At 58.8% G+C, this 22,758-nt stretch carries 21 protein-coding genes and 8 tRNA genes; 13 read left to right on the top strand and 16 right to left on the bottom strand.

Going from position 1 to position 22,758, the window contains the following annotated elements:
* Positions 1–12: 12 nt before the first annotated feature.
* Both GBK02_RS12370 and GBK02_RS12365 read right to left on the bottom strand, forming a co-directional pair.
* The gene (locus tag GBK02_RS12370; protein WP_203466951.1) at positions 13–585 is read right to left on the bottom strand and encodes a hypothetical protein; all 573 of its coding nucleotides are present in this window, start codon (positions 583–585) and stop codon (positions 13–15) included.
* A 121-nt stretch (positions 586–706) separates the two neighbouring features.
* The gene (locus GBK02_RS12365; RefSeq protein ID WP_203466947.1) at positions 707–1,015 is read right to left on the bottom strand and encodes a hypothetical protein; all 309 of its coding nucleotides are present in this window, start codon (positions 1,013–1,015) and stop codon (positions 707–709) included.
* A 521-nt stretch (positions 1,016–1,536) separates the two neighbouring features.
* Between GBK02_RS12365 and GBK02_RS12360 the strand changes: the two genes are divergently transcribed.
* The gene (locus tag GBK02_RS12360; RefSeq protein WP_203466950.1) at positions 1,537–1,734 is read left to right on the top strand and encodes a hypothetical protein; all 198 of its coding nucleotides are present in this window, start codon (positions 1,537–1,539) and stop codon (positions 1,732–1,734) included.
* Between the two features lie 17 nt (positions 1,735–1,751).
* Here GBK02_RS12360 and GBK02_RS12355 read toward each other — a convergent pair whose 3' ends face one another.
* The 4 genes from GBK02_RS12355 to GBK02_RS12340 form a co-directional block, all read right to left on the bottom strand.
* Complete coding sequence (locus tag GBK02_RS12355) at positions 1,752–2,123, bottom strand: hypothetical protein (RefSeq protein WP_203466949.1); 372 nt, start codon at positions 2,121–2,123, stop codon at positions 1,752–1,754.
* A 78-nt stretch (positions 2,124–2,201) separates the two neighbouring features.
* Positions 2,202–2,531 carry a TfoX/Sxy family protein gene (locus GBK02_RS12350; protein ID WP_088887009.1) on the bottom strand — a complete coding sequence of 110 codons (330 nt, stop codon included), beginning with the start codon at positions 2,529–2,531 and terminating at the stop codon, positions 2,202–2,204.
* Positions 2,532–2,619: 88 nt separating this feature from the next.
* Positions 2,620–3,105: a GNAT family N-acetyltransferase gene (locus tag GBK02_RS12345; protein WP_203466948.1), complete on the bottom strand. Its 486-nt coding sequence runs from the start codon at positions 3,103–3,105 to the stop codon at positions 2,620–2,622.
* Positions 3,106–3,533: 428 nt separating this feature from the next.
* Positions 3,534–3,842, bottom strand: coding sequence for a hypothetical protein (locus tag GBK02_RS12340; protein WP_203466947.1), 309 nt, complete (start codon positions 3,840–3,842; stop codon positions 3,534–3,536).
* A gap of 119 nt (positions 3,843–3,961) precedes the next feature.
* Between GBK02_RS12340 and GBK02_RS12335 the strand changes: the two genes are divergently transcribed.
* On the top strand, positions 3,962–4,948 hold the full coding sequence (locus tag GBK02_RS12335; protein WP_203466946.1) for an integron integrase: 987 nt from the start codon (positions 3,962–3,964) through the stop codon (positions 4,946–4,948).
* Between the two features lie 6 nt (positions 4,949–4,954).
* Positions 4,955–6,274 carry a replication-associated recombination protein A gene (locus GBK02_RS12330; protein WP_203466945.1) on the top strand — a complete coding sequence of 440 codons (1,320 nt, stop codon included), beginning with the start codon at positions 4,955–4,957 and terminating at the stop codon, positions 6,272–6,274.
* Between the two features lie 35 nt (positions 6,275–6,309).
* Here GBK02_RS12330 and GBK02_RS12325 read toward each other — a convergent pair whose 3' ends face one another.
* Complete coding sequence (locus GBK02_RS12325; protein WP_203466944.1) at positions 6,310–7,191, bottom strand: M14 family zinc carboxypeptidase; 882 nt, start codon at positions 7,189–7,191, stop codon at positions 6,310–6,312.
* A 183-nt stretch (positions 7,192–7,374) separates the two neighbouring features.
* Between GBK02_RS12325 and serS the strand changes: the two genes are divergently transcribed.
* Complete coding sequence (serS, locus tag GBK02_RS12320) at positions 7,375–8,661, top strand: serine--tRNA ligase (protein ID WP_203466943.1); 1,287 nt, start codon at positions 7,375–7,377, stop codon at positions 8,659–8,661.
* Positions 8,662–8,706: 45 nt separating this feature from the next.
* Here serS and mltF read toward each other — a convergent pair whose 3' ends face one another.
* The gene (gene mltF, locus GBK02_RS12315) at positions 8,707–10,104 is read right to left on the bottom strand and encodes a membrane-bound lytic murein transglycosylase MltF (protein WP_203466942.1); all 1,398 of its coding nucleotides are present in this window, start codon (positions 10,102–10,104) and stop codon (positions 8,707–8,709) included.
* A gap of 54 nt (positions 10,105–10,158) precedes the next feature.
* Here mltF and GBK02_RS12310 point away from each other — a divergent pair.
* From GBK02_RS12310 to GBK02_RS12290, 5 genes are all read left to right on the top strand, one after another.
* Positions 10,159–10,246 (top strand) — tRNA-Ser (locus tag GBK02_RS12310).
* A gap of 122 nt (positions 10,247–10,368) precedes the next feature.
* Positions 10,369–11,907: a hypothetical protein gene (locus GBK02_RS12305; RefSeq protein WP_203466941.1), complete on the top strand. Its 1,539-nt coding sequence runs from the start codon at positions 10,369–10,371 to the stop codon at positions 11,905–11,907.
* 7 nt (positions 11,908–11,914) lie between these two features.
* Positions 11,915–12,892: an ABC transporter permease gene (locus GBK02_RS12300; protein ID WP_203466940.1), complete on the top strand. Its 978-nt coding sequence runs from the start codon at positions 11,915–11,917 to the stop codon at positions 12,890–12,892.
* Positions 12,892–14,307: an ABC transporter permease gene (locus GBK02_RS12295; protein ID WP_203469390.1), complete on the top strand. Its 1,416-nt coding sequence runs from the start codon at positions 12,892–12,894 to the stop codon at positions 14,305–14,307. Before GBK02_RS12300 ends, GBK02_RS12295 begins: the two co-directional genes overlap by 1 nt.
* The gene (locus GBK02_RS12290; RefSeq protein WP_203466939.1) at positions 14,308–16,287 is read left to right on the top strand and encodes an ABC transporter ATP-binding protein; all 1,980 of its coding nucleotides are present in this window, start codon (positions 14,308–14,310) and stop codon (positions 16,285–16,287) included.
* A gap of 1 nt (position 16,288) precedes the next feature.
* On the opposite strand, the gene GBK02_RS12285 is transcribed toward GBK02_RS12290, so the two are convergent.
* The 8 genes from GBK02_RS12285 to gltX form a co-directional block, all read right to left on the bottom strand.
* Positions 16,289–17,806: a transglycosylase SLT domain-containing protein gene (locus GBK02_RS12285; protein ID WP_203466938.1), complete on the bottom strand. Its 1,518-nt coding sequence runs from the start codon at positions 17,804–17,806 to the stop codon at positions 16,289–16,291.
* Positions 17,807–17,926: 120 nt separating this feature from the next.
* A tRNA-Asp gene (locus tag GBK02_RS12280) sits at positions 17,927–18,003 on the bottom strand.
* A gap of 30 nt (positions 18,004–18,033) precedes the next feature.
* A tRNA-Glu gene (locus GBK02_RS12275) sits at positions 18,034–18,109 on the bottom strand.
* Between the two features lie 34 nt (positions 18,110–18,143).
* Positions 18,144–18,219: transfer RNA gene (locus GBK02_RS12270), tRNA-Ala, on the bottom strand.
* Positions 18,220–18,293: 74 nt separating this feature from the next.
* Positions 18,294–18,370: transfer RNA gene (locus GBK02_RS12265), tRNA-Asp, on the bottom strand.
* Between the two features lie 30 nt (positions 18,371–18,400).
* A tRNA-Glu gene (locus GBK02_RS12260) sits at positions 18,401–18,476 on the bottom strand.
* 26 nt (positions 18,477–18,502) lie between these two features.
* Positions 18,503–18,578 (bottom strand) — tRNA-Ala (locus GBK02_RS12255).
* Positions 18,579–18,641: 63 nt separating this feature from the next.
* A complete protein-coding gene (gene gltX / locus GBK02_RS12250; RefSeq protein WP_203466937.1) occupies positions 18,642–20,036 on the bottom strand; it encodes a glutamate--tRNA ligase in 1,395 nt (464 codons plus the stop codon).
* A gap of 174 nt (positions 20,037–20,210) precedes the next feature.
* On the opposite strand from gltX, the gene GBK02_RS12245 reads away from it, so the two are divergent.
* The 4 genes from GBK02_RS12245 (at position 20,211) to GBK02_RS12230 (ending at position 22,672) form a co-directional block, all read left to right on the top strand.
* A tRNA-Val gene (locus tag GBK02_RS12245) sits at positions 20,211–20,285 on the top strand.
* Positions 20,286–20,446: 161 nt separating this feature from the next.
* Complete coding sequence (locus GBK02_RS12240) at positions 20,447–21,040, top strand: RNA polymerase sigma factor (protein WP_203466936.1); 594 nt, start codon at positions 20,447–20,449, stop codon at positions 21,038–21,040.
* A gap of 13 nt (positions 21,041–21,053) precedes the next feature.
* Positions 21,054–21,437 (top strand): hypothetical protein, encoded by a 384-nt coding sequence (locus GBK02_RS12235; protein WP_203466935.1) that lies wholly within the window; start codon positions 21,054–21,056, stop codon positions 21,435–21,437.
* A 65-nt stretch (positions 21,438–21,502) separates the two neighbouring features.
* Entirely contained in the window at positions 21,503–22,672 is a 1,170-nt protein-coding gene (locus GBK02_RS12230; protein WP_203466934.1) for a metallophosphoesterase, read from the top strand.
* The last annotated feature ends 86 nt before the right edge of the window (positions 22,673–22,758 follow it).

Raw genomic sequence — 22,758 nt, 5'->3', positions numbered from 1 at the left:
TTGTTAGCCGTTTTAGAACTCACTGTCGTCAGCAATAGCTACCTTGTTATCTTTTAGGCATTGCTTTAGCTCTACGACTAATGCCTCGTAATCTGCCCGGTTTGTCACTAAAGCTAGCCGAGAGTCGATAGATAAACGCTGCTCCGGACTGAGATAGGGGGCACTGGCGCGAACCAAATAGTCGAAATGCCCTCGGGTTTTGGCGACATATGCATGCCTTCCTGCACCGACTACTATGAACGCTCCAAATAGAGCGAAAACTAGAGAGCCAATCAGATAGCGGCTTACTGTTGCTTGGTTGGTATTCGGCGCCGTATTAGCTCTTACTGAACGCATGGCGGTCATGACATAAAACATAACGCCAAGAATTAAGAGTGCAGTGGATTTAATCCAGGTGGATGGTAGGTTTGCTCGCCCAACTCTGCTGTAAATGTCGTTTACGACACTGTCAAAACCAAGTGATATGACTGTAAGTGCTGTCGAACCCAGGAATGAAAACCCTGGCTTGATTAGCTCCCATAAGCCAGAACCTAGCGCCCCTAGAACTAAGGTTCCAAGAATCCCGAGTAGTGTTTGTTTTTTCATGCCGGTAGAAGAGATGTAAAGAGGCTAACGTTGTAGGTAAGGGGCGCTGCGCGGCGCTTTTTCGCGCAGCGTCCAGCGACCGGAGGGAGCGGCCTTGACCGCAGTGTTAGGCATGGTTTTTTCAGTCGCCATATGTTTCACCTACAACGCCAGATGCACCATGCTCAGATTTGTCTAGCTCGACGAGTACCATTTTTTCGGAATCCTCTGGAAATGCACGGGTATCGTATTTGGCCCAGTTGTACTGACTACGAACGAAAGCCCAAATACCAACAACCCCAAGCAACGGAACGAGCCAGACGATTAAACACTGCGCAACCTTCTGGAATGACGAAAACATTGGGCATTTGATTACCAGCGCAGAAACACGAATGTTTGCGATGGCAATAACGCCAATTGCCGCAAGCGAGATGATGGAAAGAGGGCTCAACCTTGCTGCCTAACGTGGAGCTAACCCGACGCCCGTCAGGGCGGTCGGGTTGAGCGCAGGGTTAGAAGGATTTGCCGGGAAAGCGGCGGCGCAAGCGAACTGCTGGCAGCCGAGACCGCTGGTGGCAAACGGAAAGTACTGGGCAGTCGGAAATAACCCAAAACCCAGGGCTTTTGAATTTCGTTGAAATTTCCGGTTGACCGTAGCAGCGCCCAAAACGCTGAGCCGACAAGCCAAAACAAGCACGACGCCAAGAGCAAGCGACGGGACACCGAGCCGGATTGGCAAACCCTGTACGCTGCTAAAAAGAGGCGAGAGAAGCTTGATCACCATAAAAGACGGAGCGTTCTAACGTGAAGCTAACCGGCGCTGCGCGGCTTTATCGCGCAGCGTCCAGCGACCGCAGGGAGCGGGGTTGAGCGTAGTGTTAGGTTTGATGAGTGTCGGAGCCATTTTTATTGTTGATGGCCTTAACGATGTCGTTAATGCCGACACCAAACGCTACGAACGCAATGCCGTAGTTGGCAAAGCTGACCAATGGTTTGGATGACGAGAAAAACCACCCCCAAAGCATTGCGAAGCAGCCAAGCACAAGAAATTTGATTCCCGATCTGACCAAGCTCTTTGGCGGCATCATCATGACGAAACCTAACGTAGAGCTAACCGGCGCTGCGCGGCTTTATCGCGCAGCGTCCAGCGACCGAAGGGAGCGGGGTTGAGCGCCATGTTAGAGCGGTCACAGCCAAACGCCTGTAACAGCCATGCCGCCAAGAAGAAAGGCAAAAGCAAGCCAAAGCAGATTGATACTTTGAAGAAGATGAACTGCCCTTCTGCCATGAAAATGCCAGAAGGAATAGGCGATGAGTGCAACAGGCGCAACCAGAAGAAGACGGAATATCTCTCCAAATTCCGGGCGAGGAGAACCGATCATGCCAACCAAAATGGCGCCGACGCAGAGGACGGAAACGGCTGCACCATGCAGTGAAACGGCAATGCGTTGGGCGAGCGACTCAGTAGCCGGCGAAGCGCGGAAATAGACAAGACTTGTAACCAGCGGCACCGATGCGACCATCAGCCAGAACACCATTGCAGTCTTGAAAGTGAACATAGGACTAGATAGCTCTAACGTGAAAGTTCAGGGGCGCGGAGCCGGCTTGCCGGCGTAGCGTCCCTCTGGAACGGGATGTTAGGCATTTTTCTTTTTTGGCTTCAGTAGCGGAAGTTCATTGCCTGTAGCCTGAATTAATTGATTGAGCCAGTCTCGATCTTCCCAGAGGTCGGCGGTGATGAGCAGATGAGGTTTTGCACCAGGATATGGGGCACCTTCGATTACTTGTTCCACCATGCCTCGGCCTGCACTCGTTGGTTTGAGATACAACTGGTCATCGCAGACCAAAGCAACGGGTTTGCCAGCTAAGTAAAGGCAATACTCGCCAAACATTTTCTTCGTGCTCACATTGGCTAAACCTGCAAGCTGGTCTAGCAGAAAATCCATCGTGGCTTGAGATGTCGCCATATGCAATGCCTAACGTAGAGCTAACCGGCGCTGCGCGGCTTTATCGCGCAGCGTCCAGCGACCAAAGGGAGCGAGGTTGAGCGCCATGTTAGGTTGCGTTTCGCGGCAAACGCATATGAATAAGCGCAACTCGATTTGCTCTCTTGTCTTGCCGTTCCTCAATGCCATAAGGCTGAAACCCAAGCTTCGGATATAGCAGCAGGCCGGCAACGTTTTTATTGAAACACGACACAGTTACCTCGGTGGCCTGATGCTTCGAGAAAGCGATGCAAATCATACTTTCGATGAGATAGCGGGCCACACCGCGCCCACGGGCTGCCGGGGAAACGATGACGTTTCCAATGGAGCAACACCCACCAGCTTCCCAGCGGTAGAAGTTGGCGAAGGCGACAACTTCACCACCAAGTTCCACGACCGTTGAATCTGAACGCTGCGCGATTGCCTCCTGCAACTGCGATGCAGCCAGTGGGAATATTGCCTTTGGGAACAAGAAGAACAGCTCGTCTTCGCTTTGCGGAAAGCCGCAAATGAGTTGAATGTCTTCCTCGGCGACAGGGCGATGAGTCAGCGACATGCTTCAAGCAACCTAACGTTGGAGGTAAGGGGCGCTGCGCGGCGCTTTATCGCGCAGCGTCCAGCGACCGGAGGGAGCGGCCTTGACCGCAGTGTTAGAAGGGTTTGCCGGGAAAGCGGTGACGCAAGCGAACGGCTGGCAGCCGCGACCGCCGGTGGCAAACGGAAAATGCCGAGCAGTCGGGAAAGCCCCCAAACCGGAGGATTTTGAATTTGGCTGAAATTTCCGGTTGACCGTAGCAACGCCGAAAACGCTGAGCCGACAGGCCAAAACCGGCACGGAGCCAAGAGCAAGCGACGGGAAGCGAAGTGACATGAGAAACCGGAACCTTCTAACGTTGTAGGTAAGGGGCGCTGCGCGGCGCTTTTTCGCGCAGCGTCCAGCGACCGGAGGGAGCGGCCTTGACCGCAGTGTTAGGCATGGTTTTTTCAGTCGCCATATGTTTCACCTACAACGCCAGATGCACCATGCTCAGATTTGTCTAGCTCGACGAGTACCATTTTTTCGGAATCCTCTGGAAATGCACGGGTATCGTATTTGGCCCAGTTGTACTGACTACGAACGAAAGCCCAAATACCAACAACCCCAAGCAACGGAACGAGCCAGACGATTAAACACTGCGCAACCTTCTGGAATGACGAAAACATTGGGCATTTGATTACCAGCGCAGAAACACGAATGTTTGCGATGGCAATAACGCCAATTGCCGCAAGCGAGATGATGGAAAGAGGGCTCAACCTTGCTGCCTAACGTTCAGTAGGCACCTTGGCAGGTGCCTACTTCATGCCATGGTGGTGTATATGAAGAAATTTTTGATGCTAACATCATGATTTGTTTGGTTCGTTGAGTGAGTGTTATGACTGGAGAAAAGGTTTCTACACCACAGGCGCCCAAGTTGTTGGATTTGGTGCGTGAACGATTGCGCGTGAAGCATTACAGCATTCGAACCGAAACGCAATATGTTCAATGGATACGCCGTTTCATCCTTTTTCATCACAAACGGCATCCCCGTGAGATGGGCGTTAAGGAGGTCGAGGCCTTTCTGACGCATCTTGCTGTGGAGGGGCGGGTGGCAGCGTCGACGCAGAATCAGGCCTTGTCCGCCTTACTTTTTCTTTACCGTGAGGTGCTCGCGGTTAATCTGCCGTGGCTGGATGGTGTGGTGCGGGCCAAGCAGCCGCAGCGCCTGCCGGTGGTGCTGACGCGTCAGGAAGTCGGCCTGTTGCTTGATCGCATGAGTGGTCTGCCCGGATTGATGGTGCGCCTGCTTTACGGCACCGGCATGCGTTTGATGGAGTGTGTCCGTCTGCGGGTCAAGGATATTGATTTCGAACGGGCCGAGGTTGTGGTGCGCGATGGCAAGGGGGCGAAGGACAGGGTAACGATGCTGCCGCAATCGTTAATTCCGCCGCTACAGGATCATTTGCGTTGGCGCCGGCAGCTATATCTTGACGACTACGCGCGGGGGCGTGCGGCGGTTTATATGCCGGATGCGCTTGACAGAAAATATCCGCATGCGGCCAGTGAATGGTCATGGCAATACGTCTTCCCGGCTCTGGGTTATTCGCTTGATCCGCGCAGCGGCGAGGAGCGCCGCCATCATCTTGATGAGAAAGCGTTGCAGCGGGCGGTGAAGAAGGCGGTGCAGGCCAGCGGCCTGGTCAAATTGGCGACGCCGCACACCTTGCGCCATTCTTTCGCGACGCATCTGCTGCAGTCCGGTTACGATATCCGCACCGTGCAGGAATTGCTCGGGCATGCGGACGTGGCAACCACAATGATTTATACGCATGTGCTGAACAAGGGAGGGCGCGGCGTGACTTCACCGCTCGATACCATTTAAAGAACAATGTCTGAAGACCTTTTTTCCCCCGCCGTCGATCCAACGCTCAACCAGCCGCTCGCCGAGCAGCTTCGGCCGCAAACACCGGATGATGTGATCGGCCAGCAGCACTTGCTCGGGCCGGGCAAGCCCTTGCGTCTGGCGTTTGAGTCGGGTTTGCCGCATTCGATGATTCTCTGGGGGCCGCCGGGGGTGGGCAAGACGACGCTGGCGCGGATGATGGCAACGCAGTTCCAGTGCGAATTCATTGCGCTTTCGGCGGTTTTTTCCGGCATCAAGGAAGTGCGCGAGGCGGTTGCACAGGCTGAAATATGGCGCGGGCAGGGCAAGCGGACCATTCTGTTTGTCGATGAAATTCACCGCTTCAACAAGGCGCAGCAGGATGGCTTTTTGCCCTTTGTTGAATCCGGTTTGCTGACTTTTATTGGCGCAACGACGGAAAACCCCTCGTTTGAAGTCAATTCCGCTTTGCTGTCACGGGCTTCGGTCTATGTGCTGAAATCCTTGAGTGAAGCCGAGATGGGCTTGCTGTTCGACCGCGCTTGCACCAAGGCTCTGGCCGATCTGAGCTTCGATGGCGAAGCACGCGAACGCATGGTCGGGCTGGCCGATGGCGATGCCCGGCGTTTGCTCAACCTGCTTGAGCAAGTACGCACGGCGGCGCGTACCGCCGGCCTTGCTGCGGTCGACGGCCAATTTATCGAAGAAACCATGGCGCAAAACCTGCGCCGTTTCGATAAGGGCGGCGACGCTTTCTATGACCAGATTTCCGCCCTGCACAAGTCAGTGCGCGGTTCCAGCCCGGACGGTGCGCTGTACTGGCTGACCCGTATGCTCGATGGCGGGGCCGACCCGCGTTATCTTGCCCGGCGCATCGTGCGCATGGCCTGGGAAGATATCGGGCTGGCCGACCCGCGGGCGATGCAGATCGCCAACGATGCGGCGGCAACCTATGAGCGTCTCGGTTCGCCGGAGGGCGAACTGGCGCTGGGGCAGGCGGTGATTTACCTCGCCGTGGCGGCCAAGTCGAATGCTGGCTACAACGCCTACAACGCCGCGCGGGCCTTTGTCGGTAAGGATGGTTCGCGGCCGGTGCCGGTGCATTTGCGCAATGCGCCGACCAAGCTGATGAAGGAGCTCGGCTACGGCCACGCCTATCGCTACGCCCACGACGAACCGGAGGCTTACGCTGCCGGAGAAAGCTATCTGCCGGAAGGCATGCCGGAACCCGGCTGGTACGAACCGACGCCGCGTGGCCTGGAAGGCAAGATCGGCGAGAAGCTGGCGCATCTGCGCGATCTGGATCGCAAAGCCGGGAAAAAATAGCGCCGCCTGAAAACTGCGCCGCCCGGCGATTTGTTTCAGGAAAGCTGTTTGCTGGCCAGGTTGCGTCGTATCCAGGTCAGCATGTCTTCCCAGATTTCGCGCTGCTCGCGCAACGGCGGCATGCTGGTAGCGTTGGGCAGTTCGATGGTGATGACCGGCATGTTTTTATGCACGCCACCGTAATTGCCCAGCGAGCCGGGGTAAATGCCCAGGCGGTTGAGGTTGAGATTGCCGAAGCGGCGCGGCTGGCGCGCCGGGCCGTCGTAATCGAGAATGCCGAAGGGCGCGTGGATGCTGACGATCAGGTCGGGCTTGAAGCTCTCGATCTGGCTGTTCATCCAGCGGGTTTCCGGTTCGGAATTGGCTTCCTTGCCGGGGAAGCGGCGCGGGTCGCGCCGGGTTTTCTTGTCCCAGTACGCGTGCGCGTCCTTCACCCAGTCCGGGGTCGGGAAATTACGGTTGAGGTCCACGCCGTGTCCGTTGGTGCGCTGCGGCGGGCTGCTCAGCAGGCCGTCCGGGTTGGCGACGGGAATGACGCGCCAGTGATACTGGGCCGGTTCGCTTTCGTCCAGCCATTGCATCCAGCGGAAGGCAATCGAGGCCGAGGTCAGTTCATCGCCATGAATACCGCCGACCAGCAAAATGCGCAGCGGGCGGCCGGTTTTGCTGCCGGCCTGTGCCAGCTTGCGCGGTGCGGGCGGCACATCGCGAAACATTAGTGCGTGGCGGTTGGCGGAAACAACCGGTGCCGGGCTGAGTTGCAGTTTCTGGCACAGTGCCGGCGGGACGCTGCCCAGCCGCCCGCCGATAGCCGCACACCATTCCTTGGTTGTGCCGGCGGCCGGTGCCGCAAGGCTTTCGGTCAGGCTCAGCGCTGCGGCAAGGGTGAGGAGGGCGAGGCGTCGAATCTTTGGCATGGCAGCAAATTGAAGGCGTAGCCCGGCATGATATCGCCCAGCCTGCCTCCTTGTCCCTTTCCGTCTCGGTGGCAGGCTTCGGTGGCTGGCGGGCATCGCGTATAATCGCCGTTTTGCCGTCTTTGCCACGGTCGACCGCGCCTTTTGGCTGTTTTCGCCACGGGCCAGCATTCAGGACAAACCATGCTCGACATCCAACTTCTCCGTTCCAATCTCGATGCCGTTATCGCTGGCCTGGCCAAGCGTGGCAAGCCGATCGACTTCACCGAATTCCAGACGCTCGAAGCCGAGCGCAAGACGCTGCAGACCCGCACGCAGGATCTGCAGGCGCAGCGCAATTCGCTGTCCAAGCAGATCGGCATGCTCAAGGGCAAGGGTGAAGATGCTTCTGAAGTGATGGCCCAGGTCGGTGCGTTGGGTGACGAACTGAAGGCTTCCGAAGCGCGTCTTGGCGAGCTGCTCGAAAAATTCAACGCCATTCTGGCTGCGCTGCCGAATATTCCCGATGAGTCTGTGCCGGTCGGCAGCGATGAATCCGGCAATGTCGAGGTCAAGCGCTGGGGTACGCCGCGCGTGTTCGACTTTGAAGTCAAGGATCACACCGATGTCGGCGAAACGCTGGGTCAGCTTGATTTTGCAACGGCCGCCAAGATTTCCGGCGCACGCTTTTCGCTGCTCAAGGGCGGCCTGGCTCGTCTGCATCGTGCGCTTGCCCAGTTCATGCTCGACACGCATAGCGAGCAGCATGGCTATACCGAGCTGTACGCGCCGTACCTGGTCAATGCAGCCAGCCTGAACGGCACCGGCCAGTTGCCCAAGTTCGAGGAAGACCTGTTCAAGGTGCTGCGCGGCGACCAGGACCCGCTGTACCTGATTCCGACCGCCGAAGTGCCGGTGACCAACATCGTGCGCGACGAAATTCTTGCCGCCGAAGCGCTGCCGCTCAAGTTCGTCTGTCACACGCCGTGCTTCCGTTCCGAAGCCGGTTCGGGCGGTCGCGACGTGCGCGGCATGATTCGCCAGCATCAGTTCGACAAGGTCGAGTTGGTGCAAATCGTGCATCCGGAGCAGTCGACCGCGGCACACGAAGAACTAACCCGTCAGGCCGAAATCATTCTCGAAAAGCTCGAATTGCCATATCGCCGCATGGCGCTGTGTACCGGCGACATGGGTTTCTCCGCCGCCAAGACCTACGATCTGGAAGTCTGGCTGCCGGCCCAGAATACCTATCGCGAAATTTCGTCCTGCTCCAATTTCGGTGCCTTCCAGGCCCGTCGCATGCAGGCGCGTTTCCGCAACGAGAAGAACAAGCCCGAGCTGTGCCATACGCTGAATGGCTCCGGTCTGGCTGTCGGCCGTACGCTGGTGGCGATTCTCGAAAACAACCAGCAGGCCGATGGCAGCGTCACCATTCCGACGGTGCTGCACCCTTACATGGGCGGTCTGGAAGTGCTCAAGGCTTCTGCTTGAGTTTGAGAGGGGCGAAGGCCGGTTCGCCCCTGTTGTGATTGTCCCTTACTGACGTTTCAGCTTGAGGCCCGGTCCGCTTTCCTGCATGCCGATCAGTTTGTCCATGCGGGCGGTTGCCGACTGGTAAGGCGCTTCGTGGCGAACGAGAATGTCGTAATAGCTGCGAATGTTTTCGACCAGGATGACCGCCTCGCCACCCCGCGCCCGGCCTGATTTCAGCCGCTCGTAGTATTTCGGCTTGGCCAGCAGGGGGAGCACCCGCTTCATCTCATACCAGGCCAGAGGGTCGGCACCGATCTGCTTGGCAATGGTCCGGGCTGCATTGAAATGGCCGGGCCCGATGTTGTAGGCCGCCAGCGCCAGCCAGGTGCGGTCTGGCTCAAGGGCTTCCGGCGGTAAATTGTCTTTCAGGATGTTGATGTATTTGGCGCCGGCCGGAATGCTTTCCTTGGGATCAAGCCGGTTGCTGACATTCAACCGGTCGGCCGTTTCTTCGGTCAGCATCATGATGCCGCGTACGCCGGTCGGGCTGGTTGCGTTGCTGTCCCAGTGCGATTCCTGGTAGGCCACAGCAGCAATCAGCCGCCAGTCAAGGCCGGAAAGACTCTGCGCTCCCTGGAAAATCTTGCGTAGCTTGGGCAGGGTCGTTTCGATCTGGCCGAGAAATTTGACGATGTCGGCCTGGTCGAGGCGACGGGCATGACCGAAGTAGCGGTCTTCCAGTCGGGCCATGGTGCCATCGCGCTGGACGCGTTCGATGAACTCGCCGGTCCGGGCTTGAAGCTCGCTGTTCGGGGCTTCGCCGAGGAGCCAGACAATCGGTTGTTCGTCGCTCAGAGTCAGCGTGGCGCGCATCGAGGGAACGAACTGGTTGGCAATGTCTTCCATGTCGGAATCAATCACGGCCAGTTCGATCTGGCGATTGCCGACCGCTTCGAGCATGGTGATGATGTCGTCCGATTGCTCTTCGACAACTTTCAGGTCGCTGATCTCGCGGGCAAGTTTTTGCATTGTTGCGGCTTGTCGCGAGCCGGCCATGACATGAACGGTCTTGCCGGCCAGTTCAGCTTTCTCGGAAAGCGGTAGCGACGCCTCGTGCTGGACCAGCAGATCGTGTGTCGTGCCCAGCGGCGGCGTGCTTTTGATGCGCGGGTCAGTCGTCGGCGAGAGCCAGGCGGCAGCCAGGTGCGCTTTGCCGGCGGCGAGTTGCGGCGCGATCTGGCTGGGTGGCACCACAATGTATTTGACCCCAACGCCGAGTTCCAGGGCAAAAGCCTCGACCAGATCGTGCTCCAGGCCGCTGGCACTGCCTTCTTCGTCGCTGTTGTAGGTCAACGGACCAACGCTGGTCAGGACAACCAGGTCGTGCTGGGCCGGCGTCGGGAAGGGGAGAGGCGTTCTCAGCCAGTCCCCGCAGCCGGCGACAAAAATGATCAGGCTCAACAGGAGGTATCTTCTTGTAATCTGCATCGATTGTGTTATTATGCCGGCCGCTGCGGAGAGGTGGCAGAGTGGTCGAATGTACCTGATTCGAAATCAGGCGTACTGCAAGGTACCGTGGGTTCGAATCCCACCCTCTCCGCCACAGTGTGACAGATAAGCCCGTGATTAAACGGGCTTTTTTGTTTCTGCGGCCATTGTAACCCACTCCTGCACGCTGGTGCTATTCGAGGCTTTCGGAGTGCTGTGATCAGGCAGGATGCACGGATGCCAGCTTACGGATTGTTTCCCGCCGATCAATTTATCGTGACTGGCGATGCCGGCAATGAAGATTCCATCCTGCCGCAGGCAAAGTGGTTCTTTCGCGGCCAGACGCTGGCCTTGCCGAAAGCCGGCCTGCCTCTTCCCGGTTTTGAACGCTCCTTGTCGGTCTGGGACGATCTGGCCAGTTGGGTTCTGCGCACCTTGCCCGAGGCCGGGCCTGTCTATCCGCCGCTGGTCTGGCTGGGGGCCCCGGACGAAATCCGGGGGGCGAAACTCGACGCCGCTGGGCTTTCTTTTGTCTCACCGCAAGGCACGATGCCGCTGACCCTGACCGAGCGTCTGCCGCTCAACCAGTCCTGGTTCGATGCCTCCAGTGCGGCCTTTTTCCACGGTCGACCGATCAAAATGCGCGGAAATCACCGTTCGGGTGCTTTTGTCGCGCACAGTTTCTGGCCGGAAGACTTTTCACTGCCGGCCAGGCCTGAGGCGTGCTCGATGGCGGCTCGGCCCGTGGCCTTTCGTGACTGGGTTCGGGCCTTGCCGCAGGGTGGGGCGCGCAGCCCGTTTTCCGTCGCTTCGATCTGGCGTCGTCAAGCTAGTGTGGGTTTGCAGCCGGGGCAGCCGGTCATTGGATTCATGCTCAATGGGGCCCAGGGGGATGACGATGAAGCGCATGGCGGACATTTTGCGCTGATCACCGGGCGTGTCGGCTCCGATGGGCACATCGATGAATGGCTGGTCTACAACTTCTACACGCTGGATTCAGTGAGTGAAAAAGGGATCATTGCTGCCCCGGTCACGCTCGATGTCTATCTGGCGGATTTGAACAGCGGGCAGGCCTGGTATCGCCCTTCATGCATGCTGCTTGCCGGTTTGCGCGATGTTCGCCTGGTGCAGCACCTTGATGCGGCGCTCGGGCGTGTTTTCAATCAGTTCTACCGGCATCAGTTTGCCTATCAGCACGCCCGGGCGAACTGTGCCGGGACCAGTATCAGCGTTTTACGAACGCTGGGGTGGAATATTCCCCGGCGTGGTGCCGAAAGCTGGCTTAAAGCCTTCTTCGGCTTGCCGCTGGTTGCCTTCCGGGAAAGGTCGCTGACGCGTGGCAAGGCAGTTTTCGATTATTTGACGGAAGACCGGACGCGGCTGTATCCGGCGGCGGCCTTCGAGGAAATTGCGGCTGACTTGCTGCGCCTGGCGCAACGCCAGGAAGGGCTGCCAGAGGGGCGTGCGCCGAGTGCTTTTGAGCAGCGTCTGGCGGACGATCTCGATGAACTGCTGCTGGTGCGTATTCCTCAGTTGCCATCCAGCCGGGCCTGGGGCGACTGGCCGGTTCAGTCGAGCCGTGAATATACCGCCCGGGTACCGGCCGATCCGGCCCGACGCAAGATCATACCGGTGCCGCCCCGGCCCTTTCCTGCTGCGCTGCGCGATCCGCTGACACCGAAAGAGCCGCCGTTGCGTTCCGACTATGCGGTTCTGGCCTGGGGGCTGATATTCCTTGCCCTGATTTTGTTCATCTTGCGCCGGCTCTTGGCATAATCCGCCTGTGCTTGCCTACATCATCCGCCGCCTGCTTTACGCCATCCCGATTCTGATCGGGGTGAATCTGCTCACCTTCGCCCTGTTTTTCGTCGTCAATACGCCGGATGATATGGCGCGCATGCAGTTGGGCGTCAAGCGTGTGACGCCGGAAGCGATCCAGAAGTGGAAAGCCGAACGCGGCTACGACAAGCCGCTGCTGGTCAATTCTGCCGCCGCCGGCTTGTCGACCGTGACGGAGACCATTTTTTTCGAGAAATCAGCCCGTATGTTCGCCGGTGATTTCGGCCGGGCGGAAGACGGTCGCGACATTGCCCGCGAAATCGCCAGCCGGATGGGGCCGTCGCTGGCCATCGCGCTGCCGACATTCATTCTCGGCTTGCTGGTCAGCATTTCATTCGCGTTGTTGCTGGCCTTCTTCCGGGCCACGGCCTTCGATTTCTGGGGCGTTGTGCTGTGCGTGGCAATGATGTCGATTTCCGGCTTGTTCTACATCATCGGTGGTCAATACCTGATCAGCAAACTCTGGCGGCTGGTGCCGATTTCGGGTTTTGGCGAAGGGCTTGAAGCCTGGCGTTTCCTGATCCTGCCGGTATTGATCGGTGTCGTCTCAGGTATCGGTTCATCGGCCCGCTGGTATCGCACCATCTTTCTCGAAGAGGTCGGCAAGGATTATGTGCGCACCGCACGTGCCAAGGGTTTGCCTGAAACCGTGGTGTTTTTCCGCCATATTTTGCGCAATGCGCTGATTCCGATCCTGACCGGCGTCGTTGTCGTCATTCCGCTGCTTTTCATGGGCTCGCTGCTGACCGAATCCTTCTTCGGCATTCCCGGCCTGGGCAGTTACACCATTGACGCGATCAATGCGCAGGATTTTGCCGTCGTCCGCTCGATGGTGTTCATCGGCTCGGTGCTCTATATCGTCGGGCTGATCCTGACCGATATTTCATACACCGTGGTCGATCCGCGGATTCGCTTCGAATGATGGGCTTCCAGTTTGTCCTGCTGTGGTCCGATCTGCTGATCTGGCTGTTGGTTGCGGCAGCGCTGGGCGCGGGCTGGCTGATTGCCGGCAACCCGCCGATGCGCGCCGCCTGGCAACGCGTTGGAGCGAACCGTGCGGGCATGGCCTCGGCAACCGTGCTGATGGTTTTTATCGCCATCGGTCTGCTCGATTCGGTCCATTACCGTCTCAAGAATGAGAGCCGGGCCGGGCAGAAGGCAACATACGCGGTTGAAGTGCTGTCGGTGCTTGATGCGCTGGTCACGCCGCTGCGCTCACGCAATGAAAAAACCTACTCGGCCCCTTTCGCGACCCGGCTTTATGCCAAGGAAAACATCGATTTGCCGGGCCAGGAGACGGTGCGCGATTATCCCCGTCTCAAATACGGTGGCCAGCACCTGGGCGAGCGTGAGGATGATCTGCTGGCCGACGTCGGGATCACAGGTTTCCGTGCGGCGATCCTGGCGCTGCTTGGCTGGCTGGGCGTATTTGCGGTGGTCGGCTTTTTTCAGCGTCGCCGCGAGATGTTTGCCGGTGATGTTGCGGTCGACCGCGGCAAAGTGCTCAAAATCACTGACGATGCCGGTTTCGCCTGGTCGGCCGTGCTCGCCACGCTGGCCCTGATTCTGTTGGCGACGGTTCCGCTGTTCTGGCTTTCCAGCCAGTATCACGTGTTCGGAACCGACAAGGTCGGGCAGGATGTGCTCTACCAGATCCTGAAAAGTGTCCGTACCGGCCTGGTCATCGGGCTGCTGACAACGTTGGTGACCTTGCCGATGGCCGTCCTGCTCGGCATTGTGGCTGGTTATTTCCGGGGTTGGGTCGATGATCTGATCCAGTACATCTATACCGTGCTCAACTCGATCCCCGGCGTGCTGCTGATCGCGGCGGCCGTGCTGATGATGCAGGTGGTGATTGATACCCATCCGCAATGGTTTTCGACCGCGGCCGAGCGTGCCGACCTGCGCTTGCTGGCCTTGTGCTTCATTCTCGGCATGACCAGCTGGACCGGCTTGTGCCGCCTGCTGCGCGGTGAAACCCTGAAATTGCGCGAACTGGAATATATCCAGGCGGCGCAGGCTTTTGGCGTCTCCAACTGGCGGATTATCGTGCGCCACATCCTGCCCAATCTGATGCACATCATCATCATTGCGCTGGTCATGGATTTTTCCGGGCTGGTGCTGGCCGAGGCGGTACTGTCCTATGTGGGCATCGGCGTCGATCCGAGCATGACCAGCTTCGGCACGATGATCAACAATGCGCGCCTGGAGCTGGGGCGTGAGCCGGTGGTCTGGTGGTCGCTGGCCGCTGCGTTTTGCACGATGTTCATGCTCGTGCTGGCCGCCAATTTATTCGCCGATGCGGTGCGCGATGCTTTTGACCCGAGGGCTCGATAAATGTTGAAGGTCGATCAGCTTCGCCTGGGGTTTACGGCCGGTCGCCGGATGCTGCTTGCGGTCGACGGTATTTCTCTGACCATTTCGCGCGGCGAGACGTTTGCCTTGCTCGGTGAGTCGGGCTGTGGCAAGTCAGCCACGGCACAAGCCATCATGCGCCTGCTGCCGCCGGCCGGACGCATGCTGGGTGGCAGCGTTTCGCTGCATGACGAAGCATTGCTCGCCTTGCCTGAAGCGGAGATGCGAACCGTGCGCGGCGCACGCATGGCGATGATTTTCCAGGAACCGGCGACCAGCCTGAACCCGGTGATGACGGTTGGTGCGCAAATTGGCGAGGTGCTGTCGCGTCACCTTGGTTTGCGTGGCCCGGCAGCGCACGAACGGATGCTGGCATTGCTCCGCCAGGTGGGTATTGCGGACCCTGAGCGGCGCCTGGATGAATATCCGTTCCAGCTTTCCGGCGGCATGAAGCAGCGGGTGATGATCGCCATTGCACTGGCCGGCGAGCCGGATCTGTTGATCGCCGACGAACCGACAACCGCACTTGATGTCACCGTGCAGGCGCAGATTCTCGATCTGCTGGCCCGCTTGCAGGTCGAGCGCGGCATGGGCATCTTGTTGATCACGCATGATCTCGGGGTGGTTGCCCGGATGGCGCATCGCATCGGTGTGATGTACGCCGGCGAGTTGGTCGAAGTGGCCAGTCGCGAGGCGTTTTTCAGCAGCCCGCAGCATCCTTACACGCAGGCCTTGTTTGCCGCATTGCCGGATATTGCCCGGCGTGGTTCGCGGCTGAAAACGATTCCCGGACAAGTGCCTGCGCTCGACGCGATGCCGGGCGGTTGTCGTTTTGCCGAGCGGTGTACGCATTGCATGCCGCTTTGTCGCGAAGACTCGCCGATCTGGCGCAGCGTTGCGCTAACACATCAATTACGTTGCCACTGGTCGGGCGATGTGCTGTCGTCTGAAACGAATTTGTCCGGTCCGCCGGATGATCCTGCCGGAAACACTGAAACCCCGTTTCTTGCGGTCGACGCACTGAAAGTCCATTTTCCGATCCGCCGCGGTCTGCTGCAGCGCACCGTCGGGCATGTTCGTGCGGTCGACGGTGTTTCACTGGCCATTTCTGCCGGGCGTACCCTGGCGCTGGTCGGTGAGTCCGGTTGCGGCAAGACCACGGTCGGCAAAGCGCTGCTGCAATTGATCAGGCCGACGGCGGGCAGCGTTCGTCTCGGCGGCAGCGAACTGGTCGGCATGCCGAGCGGACCGTTGCGCAGCGCTCGCCGCCAGATGCAGATGGTGTTTCAGGATCCCTTTGCTTCGCTCAATCCGCGTTTGCGTGTTGGAGAGATCATTGCCGAAGGGATGGCAGCCCTTGGCCTGGCCGGAGAGGCAATCGAGCAGGCGAGGGCGGTTGCCGCCTTGCTCCGCCAGGTTGGCTTGCCTGACGATGCAGCCGGGCGCTACCCGCACGAATTCTCAGGTGGCCAGCGTCAGCGCATTGCCATAGCCCGGGCGCTGGCCGTTCAGCCGGCGCTGCTTATTTGCGATGAGCCTACGTCGGCGCTGGATGTGTCCGTTCAGGCACAAATCCTCAATCTGCTGAAAACATTGCAGGCCGAGCTGGGTGTGGCTTTCCTTTTTATCACGCACAATTTTGCCGTCGTCGAATACCTGGCCCACGATGTGGCCGTGATGTACCTTGGCCGGATTGTCGAGCGGGGGCGGGCCGAGGAGGTGTTGCGGGCGCCGCGTCATCCCTATACGCAGGCCTTGCTTTCGGCGGTCCCGGCGCCGCGGCTGGATGCGCAGTCGGCAATCATCCGCCTGCCGGGAGAAACGCCGTCGCCGGCCAATCCGCCCTCCGGTTGCCACTTCCATCCACGTTGCCAGCAGGCGACCGATCTGTGTCGCCAGCAGTACCCTGAAAGTCGCGTGATTTCAGCGACTCACACGGTCAACTGCCATTTTGCGGCTTAAATCAACCGCGCTTTTTTGCCGCGACGGCGGGTTTGCCGGTTTTGGCGGGCGTTGCAGCGGGTTTGCTGCTGGCCTTGGGCTTGGCGCTGCTTGATCCGGTTTTTCCGGCGGCTGTTTTTCCGGTTGCTTTGCCATGTTCGGGCTTGCCGTGTTTGGCTGCTGTCTTGCTGCTTGCGTGTTTGTGATCAGCCTTGCCGGTCGGCTTTGCCGCCTCTTTTTTCGTCGATTTTTCTGCCGCTCGGCTGGGGGCGGGTTCCGGCTCGATGATCTGCGGCAGGGAGGCATGATTTCCGAGCAGGGAAAGGTCGCTGGCTCCCTGGCCGGAAGGTACCAGGATGGTCGAGCCGCTGCCCAGGCGAACCTTGCCGCTCAGGCCGTTGATCCGCAGCAGCTCGGCCAGCGGAATGCCGAAGCGGGGGGCTAATTTGTTGAGTTTTTCGCCAGACTTCAGCGTGTAGGCTTGCCACTCGGTGAGCGGCGTGTTGGTCCGTTCCAGATTGCTTTGGAAGGTGGCCAGCTTGTCTTCCGGGATGACCAGTGGCGTCGATGCCTTGATGACCGGGCGATTGTGCGAGGGGTTCAGTGCCACAAAGGCATCCATCGGCATATTGGCCAGGCGTGCTGCCGTTTTGACATCCATCGCACGCGCCGTTTCAACGGTGGTGAAATAAGGTCGGTTGCTGATGCTTGGAATGTTCAGCTGGGCCATCAGGCGAGGATTGTTGAAGATGTTCTTCAGAGCCTGGAGTTTGGGAACGTAATGCCGTGTTTCGTTCGGCATGGTCAGGCTGGCGTAGTCCGTCGGCAGGTCGCGCGCAATGTTCTTTTCAACCGCACGTTTGACGGCGCCTTCTCCCCAGTTGTACGAGGCCAGCGCGAGGTGCCAGTCGCCATGCATTTCATAAATGCTCTGCAGGTAGTCGAGCGCGGCGCTGGTCGAGGCGACGATGTCGCGGCGCTGGTCCTGCCACCAGTTCTGTTCCAGATTGAATCGCTTGCCGGTAGCCGGAATGAACTGCCACAGGCCGGCTGCATGGGCGCGTGAATAAGCCATCGGATTGAACGAGCTTTCTACCATCGGCAGCAGTGCCAGTTCGGTCGGCATGCCGCGCGCCTCCAGTTCCTCGACGATGTGATGCATGATCGGCCGGCTACGCTCAACCATGCGGCGCAGCGCGTCAGGGCGGTTCTGGTAATACTGCTGGTAATGCAGGGTCAGGTCGTCGTTCAGATCGGCCATGGCGAAGCCATTGCGGATCCGTATCCACAAATCGTTGGGTTGGCTGGTCAGGTCGATGTTTTGCGGGAATGGGTAGGCAGCAGGCAGTTCGTGAACGGTTAGAGCGGCTTCCGGCGTGGGGGCTTCCGGTTCGCTGTTCAAGCCGGGCATGATCAGCGATATCAGGGGGAGTCTGAAGGCGGATTCAGCCTGGGCTGGCTGTGCTGAAACAAGTATCGCCAAGCCAAGCGAGGCGCCGGTCAAGCGGCGGAGAAGCGACAGAAAAGTACGGTCCTGCATAGACTGAGGCTCCTGGCACAACGGGGCAACCAAACCGGTGATTATACCGGGCTAAGGCTGAACACCCCTGATCGTGAGCGGGAAATAAAAAAACCAGCCGTAGCTGGTTTATTTATTTGTTGGCGGAGTGGACGGGACTCGAACCCGCGACCCCCGGCGTGACAGGCCGGTATTCTAACCAACTGAACTACCACTCCACACTACTAAACTGCACACTGCCAAATTCTTGGCGTCCCCACGGGGATTCGAACCCCGGTTACCGCCGTGAAAGGGCGGTGTCCTAGGCCTCTAGACGATGGGGACCCGGACTAACTACAACAACTGCTCGTTCAGCATCTGGTGGAGGTACGCGGGATCGAACCGCGGACCTCTTGCATGCCATGCAAGCGCTCTCCCAGCTGAGCTATACCCCCATTTGGAGAGATAACCGAACGACTTCGGGTTTTCACCCAAGACTCTGAAAACTAATTCAGAACCTCTAAAACGTTGGCGGAGTGGACGGGACTCGAACCCGCGACCCCCGGCGTGACAGGCCGGTATTCTAACCAACTGAACTACCACTCCACACTACTAAACTGCACACTGCCAAATTCTTGGCGTCCCCACGGGGATTCGAACCCCGGTTACCGCCGTGAAAGGGCGGTGTCCTAGGCCTCTAGACGATGGGGACCCGGACTAGCTTTCTTTCGCGCTTTTTGGTGGAGGTACGCGGGATCGAACCGCGGACCTCTTGCATGCCATGCAAGCGCTCTCCCAGCTGAGCTATACCCCCGCCGCGAAAGAAGGCCGCATTATAGGGAGCGTTTTACGCCTTGTAAAGGGCTTTTTGCGTTTTTTAGAGATTGCCCCCAAGAAGGCTGATAACTTTATCGCGCCCGATCAGCACAATGACTGCATCAACCGAAGGCGTTTGAGCCTGACCCGTTAGCAAAACGCGCAAGGGCATCGCCAGCTTTGGCATTTTCAGGCCATGTTTGGCGACAGTTTCCTTGATCAGCGCATTGATCGCCGGAGCCTCCCAGGCAACGTTGGCAATGCCGGCTGCGAAATCGACCAGTGCTGGGCGAGCCTCGTCGCTCAGGTGTTGTGCGAGCAGCTCAGGGTTCGGCGTGACTGTCGTGTAGAAGACTTCGACCGCATCGGCCAGCACATTCAGCGTATTGCTGCGGTCGACATACAAAGCAACGGCATTTTCAAGGCTGGGGCCGGCGTCGGTATTGATACCGCGCGCTGCCAGGCGAGGTTTGACCTTGGCGGCCAGTTCGGCAGCCGGCAGCTGCTTCATGTAATGCTGGTTCAGCCACAGCAGTTTTTCGGTATTGAACTGGGCGGCCGAGGCGGTGATGTGGTCAAGATCGAACCATTCGACGAACTGCTGGCGCGAGAAGACCTCATCGTCGCCGTGCGACCAGCCGAGGCGGGCCAGGTAATTGATGACTGCTTCGGTCAGGAAACCGTCTTCGTCGTACTGCATGACCGAGACGGCGCCATGACGCTTCGACAGCTTGGCGCCGTCGTCACCGAGGATCATCGAGAGATGGGCGTATTGCGGCACTTCGGCACCCAGCGCGGCGAGGATGTTGATCTGGCGCGGCGTGTTGTTGACGTGGTCGTCGCCGCGGATGACGTGGGTGATGCCCATGTCCCAGTCGTCGACGCAGACGCAGAAGTTATAGGTCGGCGTGCCATCGGCACGGGCAATGATCAGGTCGTCGAGCTCGCCGTTGGCGATCTCGATGCGGCCCTTGACCTGGTCGTCCCAGGCGACGACGCCGTCCTTCGGATTCTTGAAGCGGATCACCGGCGGGATGTTGGCCGGCGGCGTCGGCAGGATTTTGCCGGCTTCCGGACGCCAGCGGCCGTCGTAGCGCGGCTTTTCCTTCTTCGCTTCCTGCTCGGCACGCAGCGCGTCGAGTTCTTCGCGCGTCGTGTAGCAATAATAAGCGGTGCCGTTGGCCAACATTTGCTGGATGGCTTCCTTGTAACGCTCCATGCGCTGCATCTGGTAGAACGGACCTTCGTCATGTTCCAGGCCCAGCCAGTTCATGCCGTCGATGATTGCTTGTACGGCTTCCGGCGTCGAGCGTGCAACGTCGGTGTCCTCGATGCGCAATACGAAAGTGCCGCCGTGGCGACGGGCAAAGGCCCAGGAGAAGAGGGCGGTACGGGCGCCGCCGATGTGCAGGTAACCGGTGGGGCTGGGGGCAAAACGGGTGCGGACAGGCTTCATGAGGGGCGTGATCTATACGGATGCAAAGACCGTTATTCTAGCCGAGCGTGGTTTGACGCGCTGACTGACTTATGTTTAAATGCGCGGCTCTTGAATTGCTGTATCAGCTTGTTTGATCATGTTTGCCATGAATCAACAAGCAGAAGAGTTTCAGGTACCCGCTTTTAACGCTTTGCGAGCGTAGCTCAGGGGTAGAGCATCGCCTTCACACGGCGGGGGTCGGGGGTTCGAAACCCTCCGCTCGCACCAGTTAAAACCAACTTCAAACCCGCATGGCTCAGGCTCTGCGGGTTTTTTGTTGTTCTCGATTCGGCGAGACCTGATGCTTGTCTGATCTGCGGCATGCGTCGTAATGCCAATTATTTTTCAGTTTCCCGCAATATTTGTATTTCTCGTTCGTCTACCCAGGCATGGACACATTGCTTTCCCTGCCACCGCTTTACGAAAAGAACCGCCTGATGGCTGAGCAAAACCGCCGCCTGACTGAAACCGTTGCCCGCGAAAGCGGGCGGCTGGGCAGTTTTATTCGTCAGCGGGTGCCTGATCCGGGTGAGGCTGAGGACATCCTGCAGGATGTCTTTTTCGAACTGGTTGAGGCCTGGCGTTTGCCTGAGCCGATCGAGCAAGTCGGTGCATGGCTGTTCCGGGTGGCGCGCAATCGCATCGTCGACCGCTTTCGCAAGCGGCGCGAGGAGCCTTTGCCGATTGCCTGGGCTGAGGATGACGATGCTGCTGATTGGCTGGATAAGGCCTTGCCGGCCGATGACGGCGGCCCGGAAGCGGCATATTTGCGCGGTTTGTGGCTGGATGCGATTGCGGCTGCACTCGACGAATTGCCTGTCGGGCCGCGCGATGTGTTCATTGCCCACGAACTCGATGGGCGGAGCTTCAAGGAAATGGCAGCAGAAAGCGGTACTTCCATGAACACCCTGCTGGGCTGGAAGCGACAGGCCGTTCTGCACTTGCGCGAACGCCTCCGCCCCCTTTACGACGAACAACCCTGAACGAGGAATCACCATGATGCAATGCTCTACTGAAAAATCCGACTGTGTTTCGCGCTGTCTCAAGATCGGCCTGATGGCCGTCGCCGGGATCGCTGCCGTTACCTGGATTGTCATGCAACTGTGGAACTGCCTGTTGCCCGATATTTTTCTTGGCGTCTCGCCGATCGGCTACTGGCAAGCGCTTGGCGTGCTGGTGTTGAGCCGGATTTTGTTTGGCGGTCTGCGCGGTGGCTGCCATGGCCATTGGCGTGAACGTCGGGAACGCTGGGAAAAGATGACGCCAGAAGAGCGTCAGCAACTGAAGAGTCGCTTCGGTGGCCGCTGGAGTAGCTGCTGCGCGACAGGCAAGCCCGATGTTTCCGGCAATGTTGCGGACAAGCCGGCAGACCCCACCTGATCGCATGTGCCGCCTGGCTTGGGCCGGGCGGTTTCCCCCGAAGTATGCACACGCAGCGAAACGCCATGCCCCATAGCCAAGCACTACCTCGTTCGGAAAAGCCTGACTCCGTACTGACCGTCCGGTTGAAACGGACGCTCTGGCGTCTTTTACCGCTGGTCGCGGGTCTGCATGCCTATATCGGCTGGCGATTGCTGCCACCGCTTGAACTGAGCCGCCCAGGCTTGATATTGGCGATTGCCGGACTGGTGATTTCGACCTGCCTCGTTCCTCTTGGTTTACTGGCCCGTTTCATCGTCGACCGTCAGGCCTTGGCTGATCGGCTCAGTGGCTTGGGTGGTCTGGCAATGGGACTTTTTTCCTCGGTGCTGGTGTTGACCGTGCTGCGCGATATCGCAGCTTTATGGGTTGATGTGCCGGTGGCTCCGAGTGCGCTTGGCGTGCTTGTACTGGCCGGCCTGTTTTCCTTGCTCGGCTACATCAATGCGCGTCGCGTCGCCCGTGTGGTACGGGTTGATATCCCGTTGGCCGGGCTTCCCGAGGCGCTGGTCGGGGTGACCATTGTGCAGCTCAGCGATATTCATGTCGGTCCGACAATCAAGCAAAATTATGTTCAGGCGATCGTCGACCGCGTCAATCAGCTCGATGCCGACCTGGTCGCAATTACGGGTGACGTGGTTGATGGCAGTGTCGAGGAACTGCATGCCGATACCGCACCGCTTGGCGATCTGCGCAGTCGCTACGGTACTTATGTGGTGAGCGGCAACCATGAGTATTACGCGGGGGCCACGGCGTGGATGCGTGAGTTTGAACGTATTGGACTGCACAACCTGGATAACCGTCACCTTGTTATCGAACGTGATGGCGCACGCTTCATTCTGGCTGGGGTCAGCGATTATTCCGCGGCTGCTTTTGATGCCAGCCAGGCCAGCGATCCGGTGGCTGCGCTTGCCGGTAGTCCTCCCGGCTTGCTGCGTGTCTTGCTCGCCCATCAGCCCCGTTCGGCTCGTGCAGCCGCTGCAGCCGGTTTCGACTTGCAACTTTCCGGCCATACGCATGGTGGCCAGTTCTGGCCCTGGAATCATTTCGTGCCCTTGCAGCAGCCTTTTACGGCGGGCTTGCATCGACTGGGTCGCTTGGCGGTCTATACCAGTCGGGGAACCGGCTACTGGGGGCCACCAAAGCGTTTTGGTGCGCCTTCGGAGATTGCCGTGTTGCGCTTGATTCCCGGGTGAGATGCTGCGGGGCAAAGGAGGGCAGATGCTTTTCTTTGCTTGCGACACGGCGGATGGCAGCAAACTGCTTCTATCGGAAATCGGTT

This window comes from Dechloromonas sp. TW-R-39-2, assembly GCF_016864195.1.
Classification (GTDB): Bacteria; Pseudomonadota; Gammaproteobacteria; order Burkholderiales; family Rhodocyclaceae; genus Azonexus.
Note: the sequence above shows the minus strand (reverse complement) of the source record. Positions and strands in the feature narration are given on the sequence as shown.

Excerpts from the sequence above, each read along its gene's own strand:
- GBK02_RS12370 (WP_203466951.1), bottom strand. The coding sequence starts at position 585 with ATGAAAAAACAAACACTACTCGGGATTCTTGGAACCTTAGTTCTAGGG.
- GBK02_RS12355 (WP_203466949.1), bottom strand. The coding sequence starts at position 2,123 with ATGTTCACTTTCAAGACTGCAATGGTGTTCTGGCTGATGGTCGCATCG.
- GBK02_RS12350 (WP_088887009.1), bottom strand. The coding sequence starts at position 2,531 with ATGGCGACATCTCAAGCCACGATGGATTTTCTGCTAGACCAGCTTGCA.
- GBK02_RS12345 (WP_203466948.1), bottom strand. The coding sequence starts at position 3,105 with ATGTCGCTGACTCATCGCCCTGTCGCCGAGGAAGACATTCAACTCATT.
- GBK02_RS12335 (WP_203466946.1), top strand. The coding sequence starts at position 3,962 with ATGACTGGAGAAAAGGTTTCTACACCACAGGCGCCCAAGTTGTTGGAT.
- GBK02_RS12330 (WP_203466945.1), top strand. The coding sequence starts at position 4,955 with ATGTCTGAAGACCTTTTTTCCCCCGCCGTCGATCCAACGCTCAACCAG.
- GBK02_RS12325 (WP_203466944.1), bottom strand. The coding sequence starts at position 7,191 with ATGCCAAAGATTCGACGCCTCGCCCTCCTCACCCTTGCCGCAGCGCTG.
- serS (WP_203466943.1), top strand. The coding sequence starts at position 7,375 with ATGCTCGACATCCAACTTCTCCGTTCCAATCTCGATGCCGTTATCGCT.
- GBK02_RS12305 (WP_203466941.1), top strand. The coding sequence starts at position 10,369 with ATGCCAGCTTACGGATTGTTTCCCGCCGATCAATTTATCGTGACTGGC.
- GBK02_RS12295 (WP_203469390.1), top strand. The coding sequence starts at position 12,892 with ATGGGCTTCCAGTTTGTCCTGCTGTGGTCCGATCTGCTGATCTGGCTG.
- GBK02_RS12290 (WP_203466939.1), top strand. The coding sequence starts at position 14,308 with ATGTTGAAGGTCGATCAGCTTCGCCTGGGGTTTACGGCCGGTCGCCGG.
- GBK02_RS12285 (WP_203466938.1), bottom strand. The coding sequence starts at position 17,806 with ATGCAGGACCGTACTTTTCTGTCGCTTCTCCGCCGCTTGACCGGCGCC.
- gltX (WP_203466937.1), bottom strand. The coding sequence starts at position 20,036 with ATGAAGCCTGTCCGCACCCGTTTTGCCCCCAGCCCCACCGGTTACCTG.
- GBK02_RS12240 (WP_203466936.1), top strand. The coding sequence starts at position 20,447 with ATGGACACATTGCTTTCCCTGCCACCGCTTTACGAAAAGAACCGCCTG.
- GBK02_RS12235 (WP_203466935.1), top strand. The coding sequence starts at position 21,054 with ATGATGCAATGCTCTACTGAAAAATCCGACTGTGTTTCGCGCTGTCTC.
- GBK02_RS12230 (WP_203466934.1), top strand. The coding sequence starts at position 21,503 with ATGCCCCATAGCCAAGCACTACCTCGTTCGGAAAAGCCTGACTCCGTA.